15 protein-coding genes are annotated in these 20,768 nt (G+C 62.2%); 12 read left to right on the top strand and 3 right to left on the bottom strand.

Translation table 11 applies throughout. The features are described from left to right. Positions 1-2: 2 nt before the first annotated feature. The 10 genes from FPT15_RS10075 to FPT15_RS10030 all read left to right on the top strand — a co-directional run bounded on the left by FPT15_RS10075 (position 3) and on the right by FPT15_RS10030 (position 13,831). Positions 3-1,145, top strand: a complete 1,143-nt coding sequence (locus FPT15_RS10075) for an acyl-CoA dehydrogenase family protein (protein WP_145160497.1) — start codon at positions 3-5, stop codon at positions 1,143-1,145. Next, on the top strand, positions 1,142-1,969 hold the full coding sequence (locus FPT15_RS10070; RefSeq protein ID WP_145160495.1) for an SDR family oxidoreductase: 828 nt from the start codon (positions 1,142-1,144) through the stop codon (positions 1,967-1,969). The genes FPT15_RS10075 and FPT15_RS10070 overlap by 4 nt, the downstream gene beginning before the upstream one ends. Before the next feature lie 10 nt (positions 1,970-1,979). Continuing rightward, the gene (locus tag FPT15_RS10065) at positions 1,980-2,930 is read left to right on the top strand and encodes a fatty acid desaturase (RefSeq protein ID WP_145160493.1); all 951 of its coding nucleotides are present in this window, start codon (positions 1,980-1,982) and stop codon (positions 2,928-2,930) included. A gap of 62 nt (positions 2,931-2,992) precedes the next feature. Beyond that, the gene (locus tag FPT15_RS10060) at positions 2,993-3,799 is read left to right on the top strand and encodes a DUF3050 domain-containing protein (RefSeq protein WP_145160491.1); all 807 of its coding nucleotides are present in this window, start codon (positions 2,993-2,995) and stop codon (positions 3,797-3,799) included. 27 nt (positions 3,800-3,826) lie between these two features. Further along, positions 3,827-4,894 carry an HlyD family secretion protein gene (locus tag FPT15_RS10055; RefSeq protein WP_145160489.1) on the top strand — a complete coding sequence of 356 codons (1,068 nt, stop codon included), beginning with the start codon at positions 3,827-3,829 and terminating at the stop codon, positions 4,892-4,894. Further along, a complete protein-coding gene (locus tag FPT15_RS10050) occupies positions 4,891-6,408 on the top strand; it encodes a DHA2 family efflux MFS transporter permease subunit (RefSeq protein WP_145160487.1) in 1,518 nt (505 codons plus the stop codon). The genes FPT15_RS10055 and FPT15_RS10050 overlap by 4 nt, the downstream gene beginning before the upstream one ends. Before the next feature lie 22 nt (positions 6,409-6,430). Beyond that, the gene (locus FPT15_RS10045) at positions 6,431-7,774 is read left to right on the top strand and encodes a TolC family outer membrane protein (protein WP_145160485.1); all 1,344 of its coding nucleotides are present in this window, start codon (positions 6,431-6,433) and stop codon (positions 7,772-7,774) included. A 208-nt stretch (positions 7,775-7,982) separates the two neighbouring features. Then, a complete protein-coding gene (gene mexE / locus FPT15_RS10040) occupies positions 7,983-9,224 on the top strand; it encodes a multidrug efflux RND transporter periplasmic adaptor subunit MexE (RefSeq protein ID WP_145160484.1) in 1,242 nt (413 codons plus the stop codon). 15 nt (positions 9,225-9,239) lie between these two features. Next, positions 9,240-12,419 carry an efflux RND transporter permease subunit gene (locus tag FPT15_RS10035; protein ID WP_145160482.1) on the top strand — a complete coding sequence of 1,060 codons (3,180 nt, stop codon included), beginning with the start codon at positions 9,240-9,242 and terminating at the stop codon, positions 12,417-12,419. Next, positions 12,416-13,831, top strand: coding sequence for an efflux transporter outer membrane subunit (locus FPT15_RS10030; protein WP_145160480.1), 1,416 nt, complete (start codon positions 12,416-12,418; stop codon positions 13,829-13,831). The genes FPT15_RS10035 and FPT15_RS10030 overlap by 4 nt, the downstream gene beginning before the upstream one ends. A 291-nt stretch (positions 13,832-14,122) precedes the next feature. Here the strand turns inward: FPT15_RS10030 and FPT15_RS10025 are convergent, their stop codons facing one another. The 3 genes from FPT15_RS10025 to FPT15_RS10015 all read right to left on the bottom strand — a co-directional run bounded on the left by FPT15_RS10025 (position 14,123) and on the right by FPT15_RS10015 (position 18,528). After that, positions 14,123-15,823 (bottom strand): aspartate:alanine exchanger family transporter, encoded by a 1,701-nt coding sequence (locus FPT15_RS10025; protein WP_145160478.1) that lies wholly within the window; start codon positions 15,821-15,823, stop codon positions 14,123-14,125. A gap of 69 nt (positions 15,824-15,892) precedes the next feature. Next, positions 15,893-17,323 (bottom strand): glutamate decarboxylase, encoded by a 1,431-nt coding sequence (locus FPT15_RS10020; RefSeq protein WP_145160476.1) that lies wholly within the window; start codon positions 17,321-17,323, stop codon positions 15,893-15,895. Between the two features lie 188 nt (positions 17,324-17,511). Then, positions 17,512-18,528 (bottom strand): AraC family transcriptional regulator, encoded by a 1,017-nt coding sequence (locus FPT15_RS10015; RefSeq protein WP_145160473.1) that lies wholly within the window; start codon positions 18,526-18,528, stop codon positions 17,512-17,514. Positions 18,529-18,695: 167 nt separating this feature from the next. Between FPT15_RS10015 and efeU the strand changes: the two genes are divergently transcribed. Both efeU and efeO read left to right on the top strand, forming a co-directional pair. Continuing rightward, positions 18,696-19,541, top strand: coding sequence for an iron uptake transporter permease EfeU (gene efeU, locus FPT15_RS10010; RefSeq protein ID WP_145160471.1), 846 nt, complete (start codon positions 18,696-18,698; stop codon positions 19,539-19,541). A gap of 10 nt (positions 19,542-19,551) precedes the next feature. Beyond that, entirely contained in the window at positions 19,552-20,754 is a 1,203-nt protein-coding gene (efeO, locus tag FPT15_RS10005; RefSeq protein WP_145160469.1) for an iron uptake system protein EfeO, read from the top strand. The last annotated feature ends 14 nt before the right edge of the window (positions 20,755-20,768 follow it).

The raw sequence follows: 20,768 nt of genomic DNA, 5'->3' as shown, positions 1-20,768 counted from the left end.
CCATGTCACTGTCATTGTTAAACCGCTCGCGCGCCTTGCTTGACCGCTACGCCCCGGAATTTGACGCGCGCCTGGCCGCCCTCGCCGTCGCCGAACGCGAAGCCCCCGAGAGCAGTGTCATTGCCCTGTTCAAGCAACACGGTCCGGTCGGGCTGCTGGTCAACCGCGCCGCCGGTGGGCTGGGTGCAGGCATCCTCGATGCCGTGCATGTGCAGATCGCCCTGGGCGCGCGTTCGCCCTCGCTGGCGGTGGCCAGCACCATGCACCAGTTTTCGGTGGCGAGCCTGTTGGCGCTCACCCAAAACGGGGGCGGCGCCGAAGGTCTGTTGCTGGCGGCCGTTGCACAGAACCGTTTGTTGCTGTCCTCGGGGTTTGCCGAGGGCAACTCGGGCGCGGGCATCCTCGACTCGAACATGCAGGCCGTGCACACCCCCGAGGGCGTGTTGCTCAGTGGCAGCAAAAAGCCCTGCTGCCTCGGCCGCTCGATGGACTTGCTCACCGCCAGCTATACCCGCCAGACCCCACAGGGCGAAGAGCTGATGGTGGCGTTGATTCCCGCCAACGCGCCAGGCATCAGCCGCGCGCCGTTCTGGCAGAACAGCGCGCTGGCCGCTGCCGAAAGCATTGAGGTACGCCTCAATGAAGTGCTGGTGCCCGAACGCATGCTGTTTTCCGCCGGCTACAAGCACCTGTTGGGCGACGTGCAAACCGTCGGTTTCATCTGGTTCGAACTGTTGATTTGCGCGTCCTACGTGGGTGCCTGCGCCGGCCTGATCGAGACGGTGACCGACGCAGGACGCTGGACCGCGCATCACCGCGTGGACCTGGCGGCCAACCTGCAATTGGCAATCAGCGCGCTGGAAGGCGCGGCGCTGGATATCGAGCGCAACCCCCAGGACCTGCCGAACGTGCTGGCCCGTCTGCTGCTGGTGCGTTATGGCATCGAGCAGCTGCTGACCGAGCTGTCGGACCAGGCCCACGCGATGCTCGGCGGCATGGCATTTATCACCAGCAACCAGAGTTCGAATGGGTTGATGGCCTGCCGCGGTCTGCAATTTCACCCGCCGGCGAAGATCTCGATGGCGAGCAACCTCGACACCTATTTGTCCCACTCAACCTTCAGCATCGCCGGAGCGCACCCATGAACCTGCTCGGAAAAATCATCGTCATCAGCGGCTGCGCGCGTGGCCTGGGCCAAGCCGCCGCCCGCAAACTCAAGCAACAAGGCGCCACGGTGATTGGCCTGGACATTCTGGCGCCGCAGGAGCCGGAACTGCTGGACGGGTTTTATCAGGTCGACCTGTGCGACCGCCGCGCGCTGGCGTCGGTGATCGGCGCTATCTCCACCGATTTCGGCGACATCGACATTCTGGTCAATAACGCCGGCACGCTGACCCTGGAACGCGGTGAAACCGGCATCACCGACGAAGTCATCCGCGCAGTGGATGTCAACCTGTTTGCACCGTGGCAGTTGGTGGCCGGCTTCTTGCCGGGGCTGCTGCGCAAACGCGGCAAAGTGGTCAACGTATCCTCGCTGTTCGCCCTGGTGAATGCGCCTTATGTGGCCGCGTACGCCGCCAGCAAACGCGCGTTGAGCGCCTATTCGGACGTGCTGCGCATGCAGTATCGCGGGCAGCTGGATGTGGTCACGGTGTACCCGGGGTTCATCGACACGGCGATTCACTTGCCGGCCCAGCGGGTGGGGCTGTCGGTCAAGCGCCTGGTGACCTTCAAGCGGGGTGACAAGACCCTGCTGTCTCTGGAAGAAAAACTCGGTGCAGCCTCTGACGGCCTGGTGCGCGCCTGCCGCACAAACGGTTTGCGCAATCGCGGGCTGACCTTCATGGGCACGCTGGCCATGTACACCGCGCGCATCGCGCCAAGTGTGGTCGACGCCTTTATCGCCATGCGCCTGCGCACGCTCACACGCGGCGGGCACCTGGCGCTCAAACCTGAACTGATCGAGTAACGCCTCGCCAATGGCCAGACAACTGCACCCCAAGCCCCAGGTCCGTCTCGACCGCGCCTTGTTCAAGGCGCGCACGGGCGAGTCGCTGCTGATCATCGCTTACGCGGTGTGCCTGTACCTGCTGCCCCTTGCCCTGTTTGTGTGGGTGGCAAACACGGCGCCCACCGTGTGGGTGCTGCTGTGTTCGCCCTTGCTGGTGGTGGCCGGGTACGGATTGTTTCTGCAAGCGATCCTTGGGCATGAAGGCTTCCACTTCAACCTGAGCGGTAACCCGATGCACAGCTGCTACCTGGGCATTCTTACCAGTTCGCTGCTGCCGGGGTTTTGCGTGACCGGTTACTTCGTCGACCATTGGCAACATCATCGCTACAGCAACAGCGCAAAAGACCCGGACTATCGGCACTTCTCGCGCTATCGCACGCTGGCAAGCCGCATCGCGCTGTCGCGTTTGCTCGCAACCTCGAACTACCTGCACGCCACCGTGCGGCTGGCGTTCGGCCCACTGAGCAGCCCTTCGCCGCTGCCCTTGAGCGCGGCGCAGGTGCAACGGCTGGCGCGCTGCAACATCGCCTGCCAAGTGGGCTGGTTGTGCGTGTACGCCGTGGCGCTGTGGCAGATCGACGGGTTGCTGCTGGGGTTTTGCGGAAGCCTGGCGGTGGCGTTTCTGGTGTCGGCCTTCAATGCCCATCAGGAACATGCGTTCAGCGAAGGCGATGAACCACCGCCTGCGCGCTCGCGCACCTCGCGGCTGTGCACCTGGCTGCACGCCGGCGCGAACTTTCACCTGGAGCATCACTTTTATCCCGCGGTGCCGTGCTGGCGACTGCCAAAAGTGCACCGCCAACTGCTGGACGCGGGCTGGTACACAGACCGGCAGTACTTGTTGGAAAAGCACTTCGTCGCGTCCTTCAAGTACGCCACCAGCCGCCACCCCTACCGTGGAGACACGGTAAACGACTGAACACTCACTCAAACATTCCGAATGGATTTTCCCGCCTGAAGACTCAGGCTGCAGGAGCATGTATGCCTTTTGATATCGACAGCCACATCGAAACCGAACGCGAGCAGTTATTCAGCCACCCGTTGTTCGCCACTATCCGCACGGTTGAAGACGTGCGCACGCTGATGGAATTCCATGTGTTCGCCGTGTGGGATTTCATGACCTTGCTCAAGCGCATCCAGCGCGACCTCACCTGCGTCGAGTTGCCGTGGGTGCCGCCGGTGCACATCACCGCCGCGCGCTTGATCAATGAAATCGTGGTGGGCGAAGAAACCGACGAACACCCGGACGGCGGCTTTATCAGCCACCTGGACCTGTACCTCACGGCCATGGATGAAATCGGCGCCGACAGTTCAGTGTTCCGGCGTTTCCTCGCTGCCATCCAGGCCCAGGTGCCGCTGGCCAAGGCGCTCAACGACCGCGACATTCCGCTGGCAGCCAAAGTGTTCATGTGCCAGACCCTCGATGTCGCGCAGCACGGCTCGACCGAAGCGGTGCTGGCGTACTTCTTCTTTGGCCGTGAAGACATCATCCCCGACATGTTCGGCCGCCTGCTGTCGCAATGGTCGGTGAGTGAAACCGAGGTGCCGATGCTCACGTATTACCTCAAGCGCCACATCGAAATGGACGGCGACGATCACGGCCCGGCGGCCAAGCGCATCATCGCTGAAATCGTCACCACGCCCGCGCAACACCAGCACATGATCGAAAGCGCCAAGACCGCGATCAACTCGCGCATCGACCTGTGGGATGGCGTGCATCACTTCCTCCAGGAAAAAGCGCAACGCGCCACGGACCGCCCTGTGCGTCAGGTTGAACACAGCGTCTGAGCCTCGCATGAACACAGGGAGTAGGACATGACCAAAGGCAAGCTTATAAAAATGACACTGTGCGTCGCCGTGGTGGGCGGGTTGCTGCTGCTCGGCTGGCAGCGCTGGCAGTATTCCAGCGCCTACGTGAGCACCGACAACGCGGAACTCGACGGCGTGATCATCCCGGTGCGGGCCAAGCTGTCGGGTGTGGTGATGAGCGTGCCGGTGATGGATAACGTCACCGTGCAAAGCGGTGACCTGCTGTTTCAGATACGCGACAGCGAATATCAATACCAGGTGCAGCAGCGCGAAGCACAGTGGCAAGCCTTGCTCGCCGCTGCCGGACGCAGCGGCAGCCCGGGTGCGCTGGACAGCCAGATTCTCGGCGCAGTTGCCATGCGCCAGGCCGCACAAGCGGCGCTGGCACAGTCCAGCGCCAACCTTGAGCAGGCGCGCAACGACTACCAGCGCGCCCGGCGCCTGGGCGCCCAGGGTGTGCTGAGCACTCAGGACCTGGAACTGGCCAAAGCGCGTTTCGACGCGTTGAGCCATGCCCAGGAAGCGGCCCGCAGCAATGCCCAGGCCGCCGCGCAAAGCACGCTGGCCAACAAGGCCGAGCTCAAGGTGCAGGACTATCGGATCGCGGCGGCGCAAGCCGAACTCGAGCAAGCCCGCATCAAGTTGCATGACGCCCGCCAGACTGCGCCGGTGCGCAGTATTGTCTCGAAAAAAGAGGTCGAACCCGGCCAGTTCGTGGTCGCCGGCCAGAAGCTCTTGAGCCTGATTGCCACCGACCCGCTGTGGATCACCGCCAACTTCAAGGAAACCCAAGTTGGCCGCGTACGTGTCGGCCAACACGCCAAGGTCACGGTGGATGCGTTTCCCGGCCACGCCTTCGACGGCGTGGTCGAAAGCCTGGCACCGGCGACCGGGGCGAAGTTTTCCCTGCTGCCCCAGGAAAACGCCACGGGCAACTTCACCAAGGTGGTGCAGCGCGTCCAGGTGCGGATTGCGCTCAAAGACGTGCCGGATGACTACAAGGGCTTGTTGAGCCCCGGCATGAGCGCCTTCGTCGAAGTCGCCACGCCACACAACGCCAGCCAAACGCTATGAGGTCGCCGTACCTGATTGCGTTCACCGTGACGCTGGTGTCGATGATGGAGTTGCTGGACGTCACCATCGTCAACGTCGCGATTCCCAGCCTGATGGGCACCTATGGGGCGTCGGTCGATGAAATCTCGTGGGTCTCCACCGGCTACGTGGTGGCCAACGTGGTGATTCTGCCGGTCAGCGGCTGGTTGTCTGCCTGGTTCGGGCGGCGCCGGTATTACCTGGTCTCCACCGCCGTGTTTGTGCTGGCGTCGGTGGGCTGCGCGTTCTCCGCTGAGCTGTGGCAACTGGTGGCATTTCGCGTGCTGCAGGGGTTGGCGGGCGGCGGCTTGCTGGGAATTTCCCAGGCGATCATCTACGACGTGTTCCCCAAGGAAAAGGTCAGCAGCGGCATGGCGCTGTACGGCGTCGGCGTAATGATGGGGCCGACCCTTGGGCCGACGGTCGGTGGTTACCTGATCGACACCTTGTCATGGCACTGGATCTTCCTGATCAACGTGCCCATCGGCGCCGTGGCCCTGTTGCTGTGCTGGCTGTGTATCGGCGATTCGGCCAACGAGCAAAAACCCAGCAGTGTCGACTACAGCGGTTTCTGCCTGTTGGCGCTGGGGGTCGGCAGTTTGCAGATCCTGCTCGAGCGCGGCGAGCATTGGGACTGGCTGGAATCCAACTGGACGGTGGCCTGCCTGTTGCTCAGCAGCTTCAGCCTGGTGGGTTTTTTCTGGTGGGAACGGCGCGCGGTCAACCCGATCGTCAACGTCGCGCTGTTTCAGAACCGCGAGTTCCTGATGGGCTGCATCTGCGCATTTTGCGTGGGCTTCGGGCTGTACAGCACCTTGTTTATGGTGCCGCTGTTTCTGCAGACGTTGCTGGCGCAAAGCGCGTACCAGAGCGGGCTGGTGATTTTCCCCGGGGCGGTGGCCAGCGCCATCAGTACCTTGGTGATCGGCAAGCTGTCCCAGGAAAACAAGATCGACGAACGCGTGTTCGTGACCTTGGGCATCGTCATGTACTGCTACGCGATGTTCCTGCACACCCAGTTCACCCTCGACAGCAACCCGGACACGCTGTACTGGCCGCTGGTGATCCGCGGGCTGGGCCTGGGCATGATCTTCGTGCCGCTGACCAACCTGGCCATGCGACGCCTGCCGCTGACGTTGATCTCCGGCGCCTCGGGGGTATTGAACCTGATGCGCCAACTGGGCGGCAGCGTCGGCATCGCCATCGCTGCAACGCTGCTCACACGGTTTTCGTGGGAGCGCTATCGCCTGCTCTCCGAGCACGTGACCGAGTCCAGCCTGATCGCCAACGGCTGGGGCGGCGTGGAATCCAACCCGCTGTTCCTTTCGCTCAACCTTGCCAGCCATCAACAAGCCTTGGCCCTGATGCCTTACCTGCAAGCGCGTGAACAAGCGCAAATGCTGGCCTTCAGCATGCTGTTCGGCACCTTGGGCGCCGTTATGGCCATCGGCATTCCCATGGTGCTGATGATGCGCAGAAGCACCCTCAGCCGATAATTTTTTTGTGGAGCACCTACCCTTGCGTATTCCAGGGCTGCATCTAAAACACCTCACCCTGCTCACCTGCCTGGGCGGGCTTGCCCTCGCCTGCTGCCCGACCTCCGTGTCGGCAGAGGACTTGTACCAGCTGTATCAAAAAGCGCTGAGCCACGACATGAAGTTCGCCGCCGCGCAGGCCCAGCAACTGGCCACGGCGGAAAAAGAACCGCAAAGCCGCGCCAACCTGCTGCCGGACCTGTCCGTCACGGGCGGCGCCGCCTGGGTCGATGCCGAGGATTCCAACGATTACCACCGCAACCGCAACAACACCAATGCTTACGCCGTGGTGCTCACTCAGCCGCTGTTGCGCTGGCAGAACGTAATCGCCCACGACCAAAGCAAATTGCTGATCAGCGCCAGCGAAGTGCAGACCGAACAGGCGCGCCAGGACCTGATGCTGCGCGTGGCCCGCGCCTATTTTGATGTGTTGCTCAACCAGGAGCTGTTGAACACCCGCACACAACAACTGCAAACCTTGCAGGAGAGCCAGGACCGCACACGGCGCTTACTGGCCGACGGCGCCGCTACCGCCAATGCGCTCGAACAGGTGCAGGCCAAGTACGACCAGGCCTTCGCCGAGCAGATTGCCGCACGCGGCGCGCTGGACATCGCTACCGAAACGCTCACCCAGTTGACCGCCGCCCAGGCGCGACCGTGGTCGGGCAAGGAGCCGCCATTCAGCGCCCCGGTGCCTGCGGCCATCGGTGAATGGGCAACTACCGCGCAACAAGGCAACCTCGCCGTGCAGCGCGCGCAGATCACCCAGCGCCTGGCCGAAATGGACATCGACAAGGAACAGGCCGGCCACTTGCCGACCCTCGACCTGATCGCCGCCCACGGCCGCTTTGCCTCGGTGGGCGGCGATGTGTACGACGTCACGCTGCCGGAAAACCGCTATAACCAGACCGTGGTCGGGGTCAAGTTGAGCGTGCCGCTTTACGGCGGTGGCCGTACCAGCAGCCGCGTGCGCGAAGCCCATGCGCTGCAAAGCAAGGCTCTGGATGAGGTCGAAGACGCGCGCCGCAACGCCGGGTTGATGGCGCGCCAGGCATACCTGCAAGTTACCAGCGGCATGAGCCAATACCAGGCGCTCAAGCAGGCGCTCAAGTCCAGCCAGGTTAACCTGGCGTCGGTCACCCACGGTTTTGAAGCCGGCTCACGCATCAACACCGACGTGCTGGATGCGCAGCAGAAAGTCACCGACACCCAGCAGCGTCTGGCTCAGCAGCGCTACAGCATCTTGCTGGCCCAATTGAACCTGCTGGCCTCCACCGGCAACCTGAGCGAGGTGCGTTTGCGCGAAGTCAGCCGCCTGCTGGACTGAAAAACCGCGCGGGCGTTCCTTGCAGCCCGCGCAACAGTCTTTTGTCATCACTCCTATTGATAGCTTCCTAACGAAACCCGCATCCTAGAGGGCTAATCTCGCGCTTATATCATTCCGAATGATAGTTACCTTTGCTTCATTCGATTCGTGACATAGCACCTCGCCGCGCATGATCCGCCCATCTCAAATACATTGGCGGATGCACTTCATGGAACAGTCACTCAAACATTTGCGCTTCCCCTTGGCGATTTTGGCCGTGGTGGTGATGAGCGCGTGCGGCAAGACCCCAGAACAAGCGGCCGCCATGCCTCCTGCGAAAGTCAGTGTGGCCAAGGTGCTCGAACAACCGGTCAACGAGTGGGACGAATTCACCGGTCGCCTGGAAGCCCCGGAAACCGTGCAGATTCGTCCGCGCGTGTCCGGCCAGATCGACCAGGTGGCCTTCACCGAAGGCGCCCTGGTGAAAAAGGGCGACTTGCTGTTCCAGATCGACCCGCGTCCGTTCCAGGCTGAAGTGCGCCGCCTCGAAGCCCAGCTTGCCCAAACCAAAGCCGCCGCCACCCGTAGCGATAACGAAGCGCAACGTGGCGACCGCCTGCGTCAGAGCAATGCGATCTCCGCCGAACTGGCCGACTCGCGCACCACCGCCGCCCAGGAAGCCCGCGCCGCAGTGGCCGGGATTCAGGCGCAGCTGGACCTGGCCAAGTTGAACCTGAGCTTTACCCGCGTGACCGCACCGATCAGCGGGCGTGTCAGCCGTGCCGAAATCACCGCCGGCAACCTGGTGACCGCCGACGTCACCGCGCTGACCAGCGTGGTCTCCACCGACAAGGTCTACGCCTACTTCGACGCCGATGAGCGCGTGTACCTCAAGTACACCCAGCTGGCGCGCGAAGGCCGCCGTGGCGCCACCACTCCGGTGTACCTGGGCCTGTCCAACGAAACCGGCAACCCGCACCTGGGCCAGATGAACTTCGTCGACAACCAGGTCAACCCGGCCACCGGCACCATCCGTGGTCGCGCCGTGTTCGATAACAGCAAAGGCGAATACACCCCGGGCCTGTATGCACGCTTGAAGCTGGTCGGCAGCGGCACTTACTCCGCCGTGCTGATCAACGACGAAGCCGTCGGCACTGACCTTGGCAAGAAATTCGTGTTGGTGATGGACGGCGACAAGCCGGCGTATCGCTCGGTGGAACTGGGGCCGAAGATCGAAGGCCTGCGCATCGTGCGCAGCGGTTTGAACAAGGACGACACCATCGTCGTGAAGGGCCTGCAGCGCATTCGTCCGGGCTCACCTGTGCAACCTGAAACGATCCCGATGGCCAGCAAGGAAACCCTCGCCGCCTTGGCACAACAACGACAAGCGCTTGAAGCCAGCAACCTGGAACAAGTGGCGCCGGATAAAGCCGCGCCAAAAGTTGCCAGCGTCGCGACTCCACGCGGTTAAGGGATACAACTCAAGATGAATTTTTCCAAGTTCTTCATTTCGCGGCCGATCTTCGCAGCGGTGCTGTCGCTGTTGATCCTGATCGCCGGCGCGATCTCGCTGTTCCAGCTGCCGATCAGCGAATACCCGGAAGTGGTACCGCCGACCGTCGTGGTACGCGCCAACTTCCCGGGCGCCAACCCTAAAGTCATCGGTGAAACCGTGGCCGCTCCGCTGGAGCAAGCCATCACCGGCGTCGAGAACATGCTGTACATGTCCTCGCAGTCGACCGCCGACGGCAAACTGACCCTGACCATCACTTTCGCCCTGGGCACCGACCTGGACAACGCGCAGGTGCAGGTGCAGAACCGTGTGACACGCACTCAGCCAAAACTGCCTGAGGAAGTCACGCGCATCGGTATCACCGTAGACAAGGCGTCGCCCGACCTGACCATGGTGGTGCACATCACCTCCCCGGATCAGCGCTACAACATGCTCTACCTGTCCAACTACGCGATCCTGAACATCAAGGATGAGTTGGCGCGGCTGGGCGGCGTGGGCGATGTGCAGTTGTTCGGCATGGGCGACTACTCGCTGCGTGTATGGCTGGACCCGAACAAGACCGCCTCGCGCAACCTGACCGCCACCGATGTGGTCACGGCCATTCGCGAGCAGAACCGCCAGGTGGCGGCCGGTGCATTGGGCGCGCAACCCGCGCCCAATGACACCAGCTTCCAACTGTCGGTCAACACCCAGGGCCGCCTGGTCACTGAGGAAGAGTTCGAAAATATCGTGATTCGTGCCGGTGCCAACGGCGAAATCACGCGTTTGAAAGACATCGCGCGGGTTGAGCTGGGTTCCAGCCAGTACGCCCTGCGTTCGTTGATCGACAACCAACCGGCCGTGGCGATCCCGATCTTCCAGCGCCCGGGCTCCAACGCCATCGACATCTCCAATGAAGTGCGCGCCAAGATGGCGGAGCTCAAGCAGAGCTTCCCGGAAGGCATGGATTATCGCATCGCCTATGACCCGACGGTCTTCGTGCGCGGCTCTATCGAGGCGGTGGTTCATACCCTGTTTGAAGCACTGATCCTGGTGGTGCTGGTGGTGATCCTGTTCCTGCAAACCTGGCGCGCGTCGATCATTCCGTTGGTGGCAGTGCCGGTTTCGTTGATCGGTACCTTTGCGGTGATGCACCTGTTTGGCTTCTCGCTCAATGCGCTGTCGCTGTTCGGACTGGTGTTGGCGATTGGTATCGTGGTGGACGACGCCATCGTGGTGGTGGAAAACGTCGAGCGGAACATCGAGCTTGGACTGGAACCGTTCCCGGCCACTGAAAAAGCCATGAGCGAAGTGACCGGCCCGATCATCGCCACCGCGTTGGTGCTGTGTGCGGTGTTCATCCCGGCGGCGTTTATCAGCGGCTTGACCGGGCAGTTCTACAAGCAGTTCGCCTTGACCATTGCGATTTCGACGGTGATCTCGGCGTTCAACTCGCTGACCTTGTCCCCGGCCCTGGCTGCCGTCTTGCTCAAGGGTCATAACGCCCCCAAGGACCGTTTTTCCAAGGCGCTCGACAAGGTGTTCGGCGGCTGGTTGTTCCGTCCGTTCAACCGGTTCTTCGAGAAAGCCAGCCATGGCTACGTCGGCACCGTACGCCGGGTGATTCGCGGCAGCGGTATTGCACTGTTCCTGTACGCCGGGCTGATGGTGCTGACCTGGTTGGGTTTCGCCCATACGCCCACCGGTTTCGTACCGGCCCAGGACAAGCAGTACTTGGTGGCCTTCGCGCAATTGCCGGACGCCGCGAGCCTGGACCGCACCGAAGATGTGATCAAGCGCATGTCGGACATCGCCATGAAGCAGCCGGGCGTGGAAAGCGCCATCGCCTTCCCTGGCCTGTCGATCAACGGTTTTACCAACAGCCCGAACAACGGCATCGTGTTCGTGACCTTGAAGCCGTTCGATGAGCGTAAAGACCCGAGCCTGTCGGCCGGCGCGATTGCCGGTGCACTGAACGGCAAGTACAGCAGCATCGAAGAAGCCTACATGGCGATCTTCCCACCGCCGCCGGTACAGGGCTTGGGCACGATTGGCGGGTTCCGCCTGCAGATCGAGGACCGTGGCAACCTGGGTTACGACGAGCTGTACAAAGAAGTGCAGAACGTCATCACCAAAAGCCGTGGCGTGCCTGAGTTGTTCGGCCTGTTCACCAGCTACACGGTCAACGTGCCGCAGGTCGATGCCGCCATCGACCGCGAAAAGGCCAAGACCCACGGCGTGGCCGTCAGCGACATCTTCGACACCCTGCAGATCTACCTGGGTTCGCTGTATGCCAACGACTTCAACCGCTTCGGGCGTACGTACCAGGTCAACGTGCAGGCTGAGCAACAGTTCCGCCAGGATGAAGACCAGATCGGCCAGCTGAAAGTGCGTAACAACAAGGGCGAGATGATCCCGCTGGCGACCTTTATCAAGGTCAGCGACACCTCGGGCCCGGACCGCGTGATGCACTACAACGGCTTTATCACCGCGGAAATCAACGGCAACGCCGCACCTGGCTACAGCTCCGGCCAGGCCCAGGCCGCGATTGAAAAACTGTTGAAAGAGGAACTGCCCAACGGCATGACCTACGAGTGGACTGACCTGACGTATCAGCAAATCCTCTCGGGCAACACCGCGCTGTTCGTGTTCCCGCTCTGCGTACTGCTGGCGTTCCTGGTACTGGCCGCCCAATACGAAAGCTGGAGCCTGCCACTGGCGGTGATCCTGATCGTACCGATGACGCTGCTGTCGGCCATTACCGGGGTAATCATCTCGGGCGGCGACAACAACATCTTCACCCAGATTGGCTTGATCGTACTGGTGGGCCTGGCGTGTAAGAACGCGATTCTGATCGTCGAATTCGCCAAGGATAAACAGGCCGAGGGGCTCGACCCACTGGCTGCGGTACTGGAAGCCTGCCGCTTGCGTCTGCGGCCGATCCTGATGACCTCGTTCGCGTTCATCATGGGCGTGGTGCCCCTGGTGTTGTCCAGCGGTGCCGGTGCCGAGATGCGTCATGCCATGGGCGTGGCGGTGTTCTCCGGGATGATCGGCGTGACCTTCTTCGGTCTGTTGCTGACGCCAGTGTTCTACGTACTGATCCGTCGCTATGTGGAGCGCCAGGACGCGCGCAAAGCGGCCAAGGCCTTGAAGCTGGAGACACAGCAATGAGCGTGAAAGTCTTTCTACCGAGCTTGCTGGTGCTGGCGCTGAGCGCCTGTGCCGTGGGCCCGGACTACAAAACCGAGAAGCTGGAGGCGGCCAACATCACGGCCGCCGCCGACACCAAAAGTTATGACCACGCCAAGTACGAAGGTATCTGGTGGCAGCAGTTCGACGACCCGACCCTCGACCAACTGGTGACCCAGTCGTTGAGCGGTAACCGCGACTTGCGCGTAGCCTTTGCCCGTCTGCGCGCGGCCCGCGCCATTCGTGATGACGCGGCCAACGACATCATGCCGGTGGTCACCAGCCGTGCCAGCAGCGACGTGGGCAAAGGCCAGATCCCGGGCCAGACCACCAAGCGCGTCAACAGCGAGCGCTACGACCTGGGCCTGGACATGGCCTGGGAAGTGGATTTGTTCGGCCGCATCCGCCGTAACCTGGAAGCCAGCGATGCTGACCAGCAGGTTGCCGAAGCCGACCTGTACCAACTGCAAGTCACCATGATTGCCGAGCTGGTGGACGCCTACGGTCAACTGCGCGGTGCGCAATTGCGTGAACGCATCGCCCTGGACAACCTGAAGAACCAGCAGGAATCGCGCACCATTACCGTCAGCCTGCGCGATGCCGGCGTGGGTGATCAGCTCGACGTGGAGCGTGCCGACGCACGCCTGGCGGCCGTTGAAGCCAGCGTGCCGCAACTGCAGGCCGAGCAAGTGCGCGAGCGCAACCGCATCGCCACCCTCCTCGGCCAGCGCCCCGACAAGCTGAGCGTGGACCTGAGCCCCAAAGACCTGCCGGCGATTGCCAAGGCGCTGCCCATCGGCGACCCGGGGCAACTGCTGCAGCGTCGCCCGGACATCCTCAGTGCCGAACGCAAACTGGCGGCCGCCACCGCGCGTATCGGCGTGGCCAAGGCCGACCTGTTCCCACGGGTCAGCCTCAGCGGCTTCCTCGGCTTCACGGCCGGGCGCGGTTCGCAGATCGGGTCCGCCGCAGCGAATGCCTGGTCGCTTGGCCCAAGCATCACCTGGGCGGCGTTTGACCTGGGCAGCGTGCGAGCGCGGTTGCGCGGCGCGAACGCCGAGGCCGATGGCGCCCTGGCAACCTATGAGCAACAAGTGCTGCTGGCGTTGGAAGAATCGGAAAATGCTTTCAGTGATTACGGCAAACGCCAGCAGCGCCTGGTCTCGCTGATCCGTCAGAGTGAATCAAGTCGCGCGGCGGCCGACCTTGCGGCGATCCGCTACCGCGAAGGCACGGTGGATTTCCTGGTGCTGCTTGACGCGCAACGTGAGCGCCTGGCCGCTGAAGACTCCCAGGCCCAGGCCGAAGTGGACTTGTATCGCGGGATTGTCGCGATCTACAAGGCCCTCGGTGGTGGCTGGCAGCCGGACACGGTGGTCGCCAGCAGCAAATGATGTAAAGCGCTCCTTTGGTTGGTCGCATCCAGCCAATTTTTAGCCCCACGCCCCCTTCGGTCGTGGGGCTTTTTTTATGCCTGAGTCGCCAGGGTTAACGCCAAGGTTGTGCTTCAATTTTTCACAGTGATGACGTCACAAGGAAACAGAACCCTGCAGTTTCATGGCGTGTTTGCTACACGGCGCTGCTTGACCCTGTGGCCTGTAAGCAAGCAATGGCGGACAACGGCTGCACCGCCGACGATCAACGCTGCGCACAGTGTGTGGGGCCAGGCGCCTCTTGAGCCGGCGTCAGCGTGCGAGGACCATCGCGAAGTAGCCAAACACCGTCAGCAAAATGCCCGACACCGCATACGCCACAGGAAAACCGATCCAGGGCACGCTGCTGTCGATTTCCTTGGCGGCCTCACGCGCCGGTCCGGAGTGGCTACGCGCGCCCGCCACGCCGCCCATCAGGATCGCCGGGTTGATCTTGAACACATGAAACCCCACCGCCCAGACGATAAACGGCGGAACGGTGCAGGCGACAAAGCCGAGCACAACGACCTTCAACGCGATGATCGGGCTGATTTGTGAAACCAGGTTGGCGCCAGCGTTCACTCCCACGATCGCGACAAAGAAAATCAGCCCCATGTCTTCAAGAATGTTGCGGGCGGCGTTGGGTGTATTACCAAAAAAGCGCACGCGCGACACCAGTGACGAGACGATAATCCCCGACACCAGCAAGCCGCCCGCGTTGCCCAGGCCCACCGCTGCACCGAACGCCGGCACTTGGATCAGACCGATCAGCAACCCCAGCACCATGCCCAGTGACAGCATCAGCAGATCGGTCGCGGTACTCGGCCGCCCCGCCTTGCCGAGTAACGCCGTGGCTTTGTCGATGGCGGTACGCAAGCCGATCAGGTGCATCACATCCAGGCGTTGCAGGCGTGTTTCCAGCCCCAGAGGAATGGGCGCGCCGCCGCGTTCGATGCCCACCAGCTGCACCTGCCCGGCAATCGATGACTGGCTGAACTGCTTGAGCTGCTTGCCGATCGCATCACGGTGGGTCACCAGAATCACCGCCTCATCCAGCGGGATGTTGAGCGCCCGGGCGTCCGGCACTTCCGGCCCGATCAGGCCCATGTGATCGGTCAGCGCGTCGAGGCTGCCGCCCAGGGCAATGATATCGCCCAGTTGCAGCACCAGTGCGGGATCGGCGCCGAGCAACTGATCGCCGCGCTCGACATTCTCAATCTGGTACAGCGCAAATTGCTGGCGGAACTGCGCGATGGTCTGCCCCGCCCATTCACTGTTCACCAATCGGTACGCGCGCAAGTCGAAAGGCCGATAGCCACTGAGCCCGGCGTCATCGACATTGGGCACGCCGTGTTCGACTTCATACGCCTTGGCCGCTGCGCGTGCATCCACCCCCCACCAGCGCGGCAGGTATTTGCAGATCAGGATGATGCCGACCGTGCCCCAGATGTAGGTGATGCCATAGGACAACGCGATCATGGCCGTCGCCGCGGCGACCGTGGTGCCCGGCGGCAGCGGGACGACGCCGGAGGTAAGGGCTTGCTCCGCCGAGCCGATGGCCGCAGACATGGTTTGTGAACCGGCAAGAATACCGCCAGCGGCGCCCACCGGCAGCGACAAGAGCTTCACACCCAGCACCACGATGCCCAGGCCGAGGAACGACGACAGTATCGCCAGCAAGGTGAATTTCAGCCCATCGCCCTTGAGGCTATTGATAAACGAGGGCCCCACGCGCAGCCCGACGCCGTACATGAACAGGTAATAAAACAGGCTCTTGGTGAAGTTATCGAGCTCGAAATGCACACCGTAGTAAGACGCCCAGGTCGCAATGGCGCACCCAATGACGATGGCCCCGGCCACCGCCCCCAAGCCATACCCCTTGATGGTGCCGCGCCCGACCCAGACGGACAGGCCGACCACCAGAAACAGCAAAATATAGGGGTTGTCGTGCAAGAAACTGAAGATGGCAGTCACGATAATTCGCACCTGGCAAGGCAAACACTTAAGGCACCGAGCCTCAAGGCCCGGTGAGCGTGAGGTGTGTCAGGCCAGGTTGGGGGTGTCTGCCGGGATCACCGGATCGGCGATCGCGCCGTGGCTGAAACTCGGCCCGGCGTCGGAATTGGCCACCGGGTTTTTCTGCACATACTCGATAGCCTTGCGCAGGTCATCAAGCAACAGCGCCACCAGGTCGCGGCTCACGCCATGGCGGACCAGGATGCGTTGCACCACGATGTTCTGGCGGTCTGAAGGCAGTGGGTAGGACGCGATCTGCCACCCGCGCATGCGCACGCGCTCGGACAGGTCATACAGGCTGAAGCCATGGTCGATGCCGTCCTTGAGCTTGTAGCAGACCGCCGGCAGCCCGTCTTTGCCGTCATACACCAACTCCAGCGGGGCACACTTGGCGATTTGCGCGGCCAGCCACTGCGCCGTGTCGGAACAGGCTTGTTGAATACGCGTATAGCCATCGCGCCCCAGCCGCAGGAAGTTGTAGTACTGGGCAATGATCTCACCGCCTGGCCGGCTGAAATTCAGCGCGAAGGTCGCCATGTTGCCGCCCAGATAGTCGACGTAGAAGATCAATTCTTCCGGCAAATCTTCGGTAGAGCGCCAAATCACCCAGCCCACGCCAAGCGGCGCCAGCCCGTATTTGTGGCCCGAGGCGTTGATCGACTTGACCCGTTCGATCACAAAATCCCATTGCAGCGTTTGCTGGATGAACGGGGCGATAAACCCGCCACTCGCCGCATCAACATGTATCGGGATGTCCAGGCCGAGGTCGCGCTGCATCGCGTCCAGCTCGGCGGCCAGCGCGGCCACGGGTTCGTAGATACCGGTGAAGGTCACACCCAGGGTCGCGACCACGCCGATGGTGTTCTCGTCGCAATACTCCCGCAGGTCGGCCGGCAGCAGGCCCAAGGCGTCACCGCGCAAGGGCACTTCACGAATTTCCACGTCAAAATAGCGGGCGAATTTTTTCCAGCAGATCTGCACCGGCCCGCACACGAAGTTCGGTTTGTCAGTCGGCAGGCCCGCGGCTTCGCGACGTTTTTTCCAGCTCCACTTCAGGGCCAGGCCGCCAAGCATGGCCGCTTCGCTAGACCCTGTGGTCGAACAGCCCACGGTTTGCCAGGATTTGGGCGCGTGCCAGAGGTCGGCAATGATGTGCACGCAGCGATTTTCAATCTCGGCGGTTTGCGGGTACTCGTCCTTGTCGATCATGTTTTTGTCGAGGGCGTCGGCCATCAACTGCTTCACTTCGGGCTCGACCCACGTGGTGCAGAAGGTCGCCAGGTTCTGCCGCGAGTTACCGTCCAGCAGCAGTTCATCGCGCACCAGGTTGTAGGCCGCCGACGGCGTGGTCGAGTGATTCGGCAAACGGTACTTGGGCAAGGTGTGCTGGGACGAACCGCTCGAATACACGTCTTCGATGGCTTGGTCTTGGGTTTCTACGGTTTTGTGAAGTGCCATGAAATCCTGCTCTTGAATGAGGGAAATGGCGTAGACGTTGATCGCGACAAGTGCCGATCAGGCTGCGTCAGGAAACAAGCGATGGAACGATTGCGCCGACTATTACACGGACACGGGCGCCGGAGAGTGACCTGGATCATTGAAGCTGCGGGTAACTGCTCGCACAGGCCCGGCAGCGTTCCAATCACCTATTGGCTCAATGCTTCGTTCAATATCAAGCTGCGGTAATGCCCGGGGTTGGACCCGGACCACTTGCGAAACGCCTTGTAGAACGAACTGGTGTCGGCAAACCCCAGGCGCCCGGCGATTTCGGCGAAGCTGACCTGTGGCTCTGCCAGCCAGACGATCGCCAGTTCCTTGCGCACGCTATCCTTGAGCCCTTGATAAGTCTGGCCCTCATCTGCCAGACGGCGGCGCAGGGTCGAGGCGGAAATACACAGACTGGCCGCTAGGCCGTCGGTTTCCGGCCACAGATCGGGCGACATCTGGCGTAGATCGTGCTTGATGCGCGTGGCCAGGCTATCCGGGTCGCGGTACTTGACCAATATGTTGGCCGGCGCATGGGCAAGAAAGCGCTTGAGTTCTTCCGGGCTGCGCTTGATCGGCACGTCCAGGCAGTCTGCAGAAAAGATCATGCGCGTACGCGGCCGATCAAAACGCAGGTTCTCAGAAAACATCACCCGGTAATCGTCGTAAAAGTCCGGTTGTGGGCAGCGCAGCTCAATCGCAAGGATCGGGATGCGCCGGCCGGCCAGCCAACAGGCGACGCCGTGCACAATCATCCAATAGGTGAAGTAGGTAAACGCGCGTTTGGGCGCAGGCTCAGCCAACACGATTTCCGCCAGGCTTTGTTGGTGCACCAATTGCGCGGGCATCTGCTCAAGCATCAGCGACAGAAAGCCCAGCCCGGTTTGCAGGGCCGCGCCCAGATTGGGTTGCGCCATGGCGGCGCGGCACAGGAACGCCAGGCTGCCGGACTTGAGCTTGCGCGGGTCCATTCCAAAAAATTCATCATCCGTGCGCCGCGCCAGCAAGCGCCACAGGCGTGCATAGGCCGTGGCGGGCACGCGGGCGTCGGACTGGTCGAGCAACGCCGGGTCTATCCCAACCTTGCTCAACGCCTCCACCGTGGCCGCGCCGGGCGCGCAGCTTTGCAGCAAGGCTTCGCGCACAAGATGGATAGAGATGGTGTCTTTTTCCGCCATGGGAATCGGGCTATTCAATGCTGCAAAAGATGGGGTGCATCATAAGGGCGGTTGCGATTCGCCACCACCGTTCAGCCGCAGTTCAGCAAAGCGCAATATTCCCTGTTTAGTAATGAGTATCATTATGTTACAAATTAGCATCCTATCCAGTCATGATGCGGTGCCGAATGCTCGTTCCCTTTCTAATCATGCTGCGCGAAGGCATTGAAGCAGCATTGATCGTTGGCATCATCGCCAGTTACCTGCAACAGACCGGCCGCGGCCAGTGGATGCCCGCGGTATGGATCGGCGTGTTTCTCGCCGCTGCCCTGGCGCTGCTGGTCGGCGGCGGCCTGGAACTGGTCAGCGCCGAATTCCCGCAAAAACAACAGGAATTGTTCGAAGGTGTGGTCGGCCTGGTGGCCGTCGGCATTCTCAGCTCCATGGTGTTCTGGATGCGCAAAGTAGCGCGCTCCATCAAGCATTCCCTGCACGAATCCCTCGACCACGCCCTGGCCGGCTCCAAGCATCAGGTGATCGCGCTGATCGCCATGGTGTTTTTCGCCGTGGCCCGTGAAGGCCTGGAGACGGTGTTCTTCCTGCTCGCGGTGTTCCAGCAGAGCGAAGGCCCGGGCGCGCCGATTGGCGCCCTGCTCGGCCTGATCCTGGCGATCATCGTCGGTTTCCTGATCTACACCGGCAGCATGCGCTTGAACCTGGGTGCGTTCTTCCGCTGGACCGGCTTGTTCATCCTGGTGGTCGCCGCCGGCATTCTCGCCAACTCGGTACAAGCCCTGCACGAGGCCGGGGTGTGGAACCACTGGCAAACCGTCTTGTTCGATTTCAGCGCGACACTGCCGATGGATGGCCCATTGGGCTCGGTGCTGGCCGGGATGTTCGGCTATCAGGACGCACCGACCATCAGCACCCTGGGCGCGTATCTGATTTACCTGGTGGTGGCGCTGGTGATGTTCTTCCTGCCGTCCGCCCCACCCAGGCCTGTCGCTAACACCTCTTCCGTTTCCAGCCAGTAAGGACCGTCTCTTGTCCAACCCAACCCCTCAACCGGCTCTGCCTTCCCGCGCCCTGCGCTGGGCGGTGGCCGGCTCGGTGGTCGTGATGATCGGCGCTGGTGCGCTGTTCTATTACGCCTCGCAATTGGCCGCCGCCAAACGTCAGACCAACCACAATGAAATCGCGGTGACCATCCATGGCCACGCTTGCGAACCCAACGCGTTGACCGTGCCCGCCGGGCACGCGAGCTTTCGCATCATCAACCGCTCCGACCGTGCGGTGGAATGGGAAATCCTCGACGGCGTGCTGGTGATCGAGGAGCGCGAAAATATCGCCCCTGGCCTGAGCCAGGTGATCAACGCCAACCTGCTGCCCGGCGACTATGCAATCACCTGCGGGCTGTTGAGCAACCCGCGCGGCACGTTGCACGTGACGCCGACGGCTGAGTCCGACGCCCAGGCCAAGGCCAAGCCGTCGATGGTGGCGTTTATCGGCCCGCTGTCGGAGTTCCGCGTGTACCTGAGCGGCCAGGGCAGTGCGCTGGTCAAGGCCGTTACGGCGCTGCAACAGGCCATTGAAGCCGGTGACCTGGCTCAGGCGCAGGCCCTCTATGTGCCGGCCCGTGAGGCCTACCAGCGCCTGGCGCCGGCGTCGCAACGCCTGGCCGAGTTGGATAACGCCATCAACGCACGCGCCGACTACTTTGAAAAGCGCGAGCAAGACCCGGCGTTCAGCGGCTTCCATCGCCTCGAATACAGCCTGTTCCAGCAGCACAGCCTGGAGGGCCTGGCCCCGATTGCGCAACGCCTGGTCACCGACGTCACCACGCTCAAGCAACAACTGCTGGCCCAATCGCTGCCACCGGAACAACTGGTGAGCATTGTGGTGCGCAACCTCAACAGCCTGGCGGATGTACGCGCTGCCAGCGGTGAAGAGGAACGCTACAGCCATATCGACGTGAACGGATTTGCCGCCAACCTGGAAGCGGCCCACAAGGTGGTGGAGTTGATGCGCCCGTTGTTGACCAAATCCGCAGCGGACCTGCTGCCGAAAATCGACAGCGCCCTCGCCGCCTTCGATACCGAGCTCAATGGTTTGAAAGTCGACGGCCAGTACCGCCGCTACGACAGCGTCACCGCCGATCAGCGCAAGCAGATCGCCGACAAGGCCAAGGCTCTGGCCGCTGTACTCGATGGAATCGACCCCGCCCTTGGCCTTTCCGGCCTGCAGTGAAGACGAACTAACAG

It is taken from the genome of Pseudomonas sp. RGB (assembly GCF_007713445.1).
Taxonomy (GTDB): domain Bacteria; phylum Pseudomonadota; class Gammaproteobacteria; order Pseudomonadales; family Pseudomonadaceae; genus Aquipseudomonas.
This window is presented reverse-complemented; position numbering and strand designations above follow the sequence as displayed.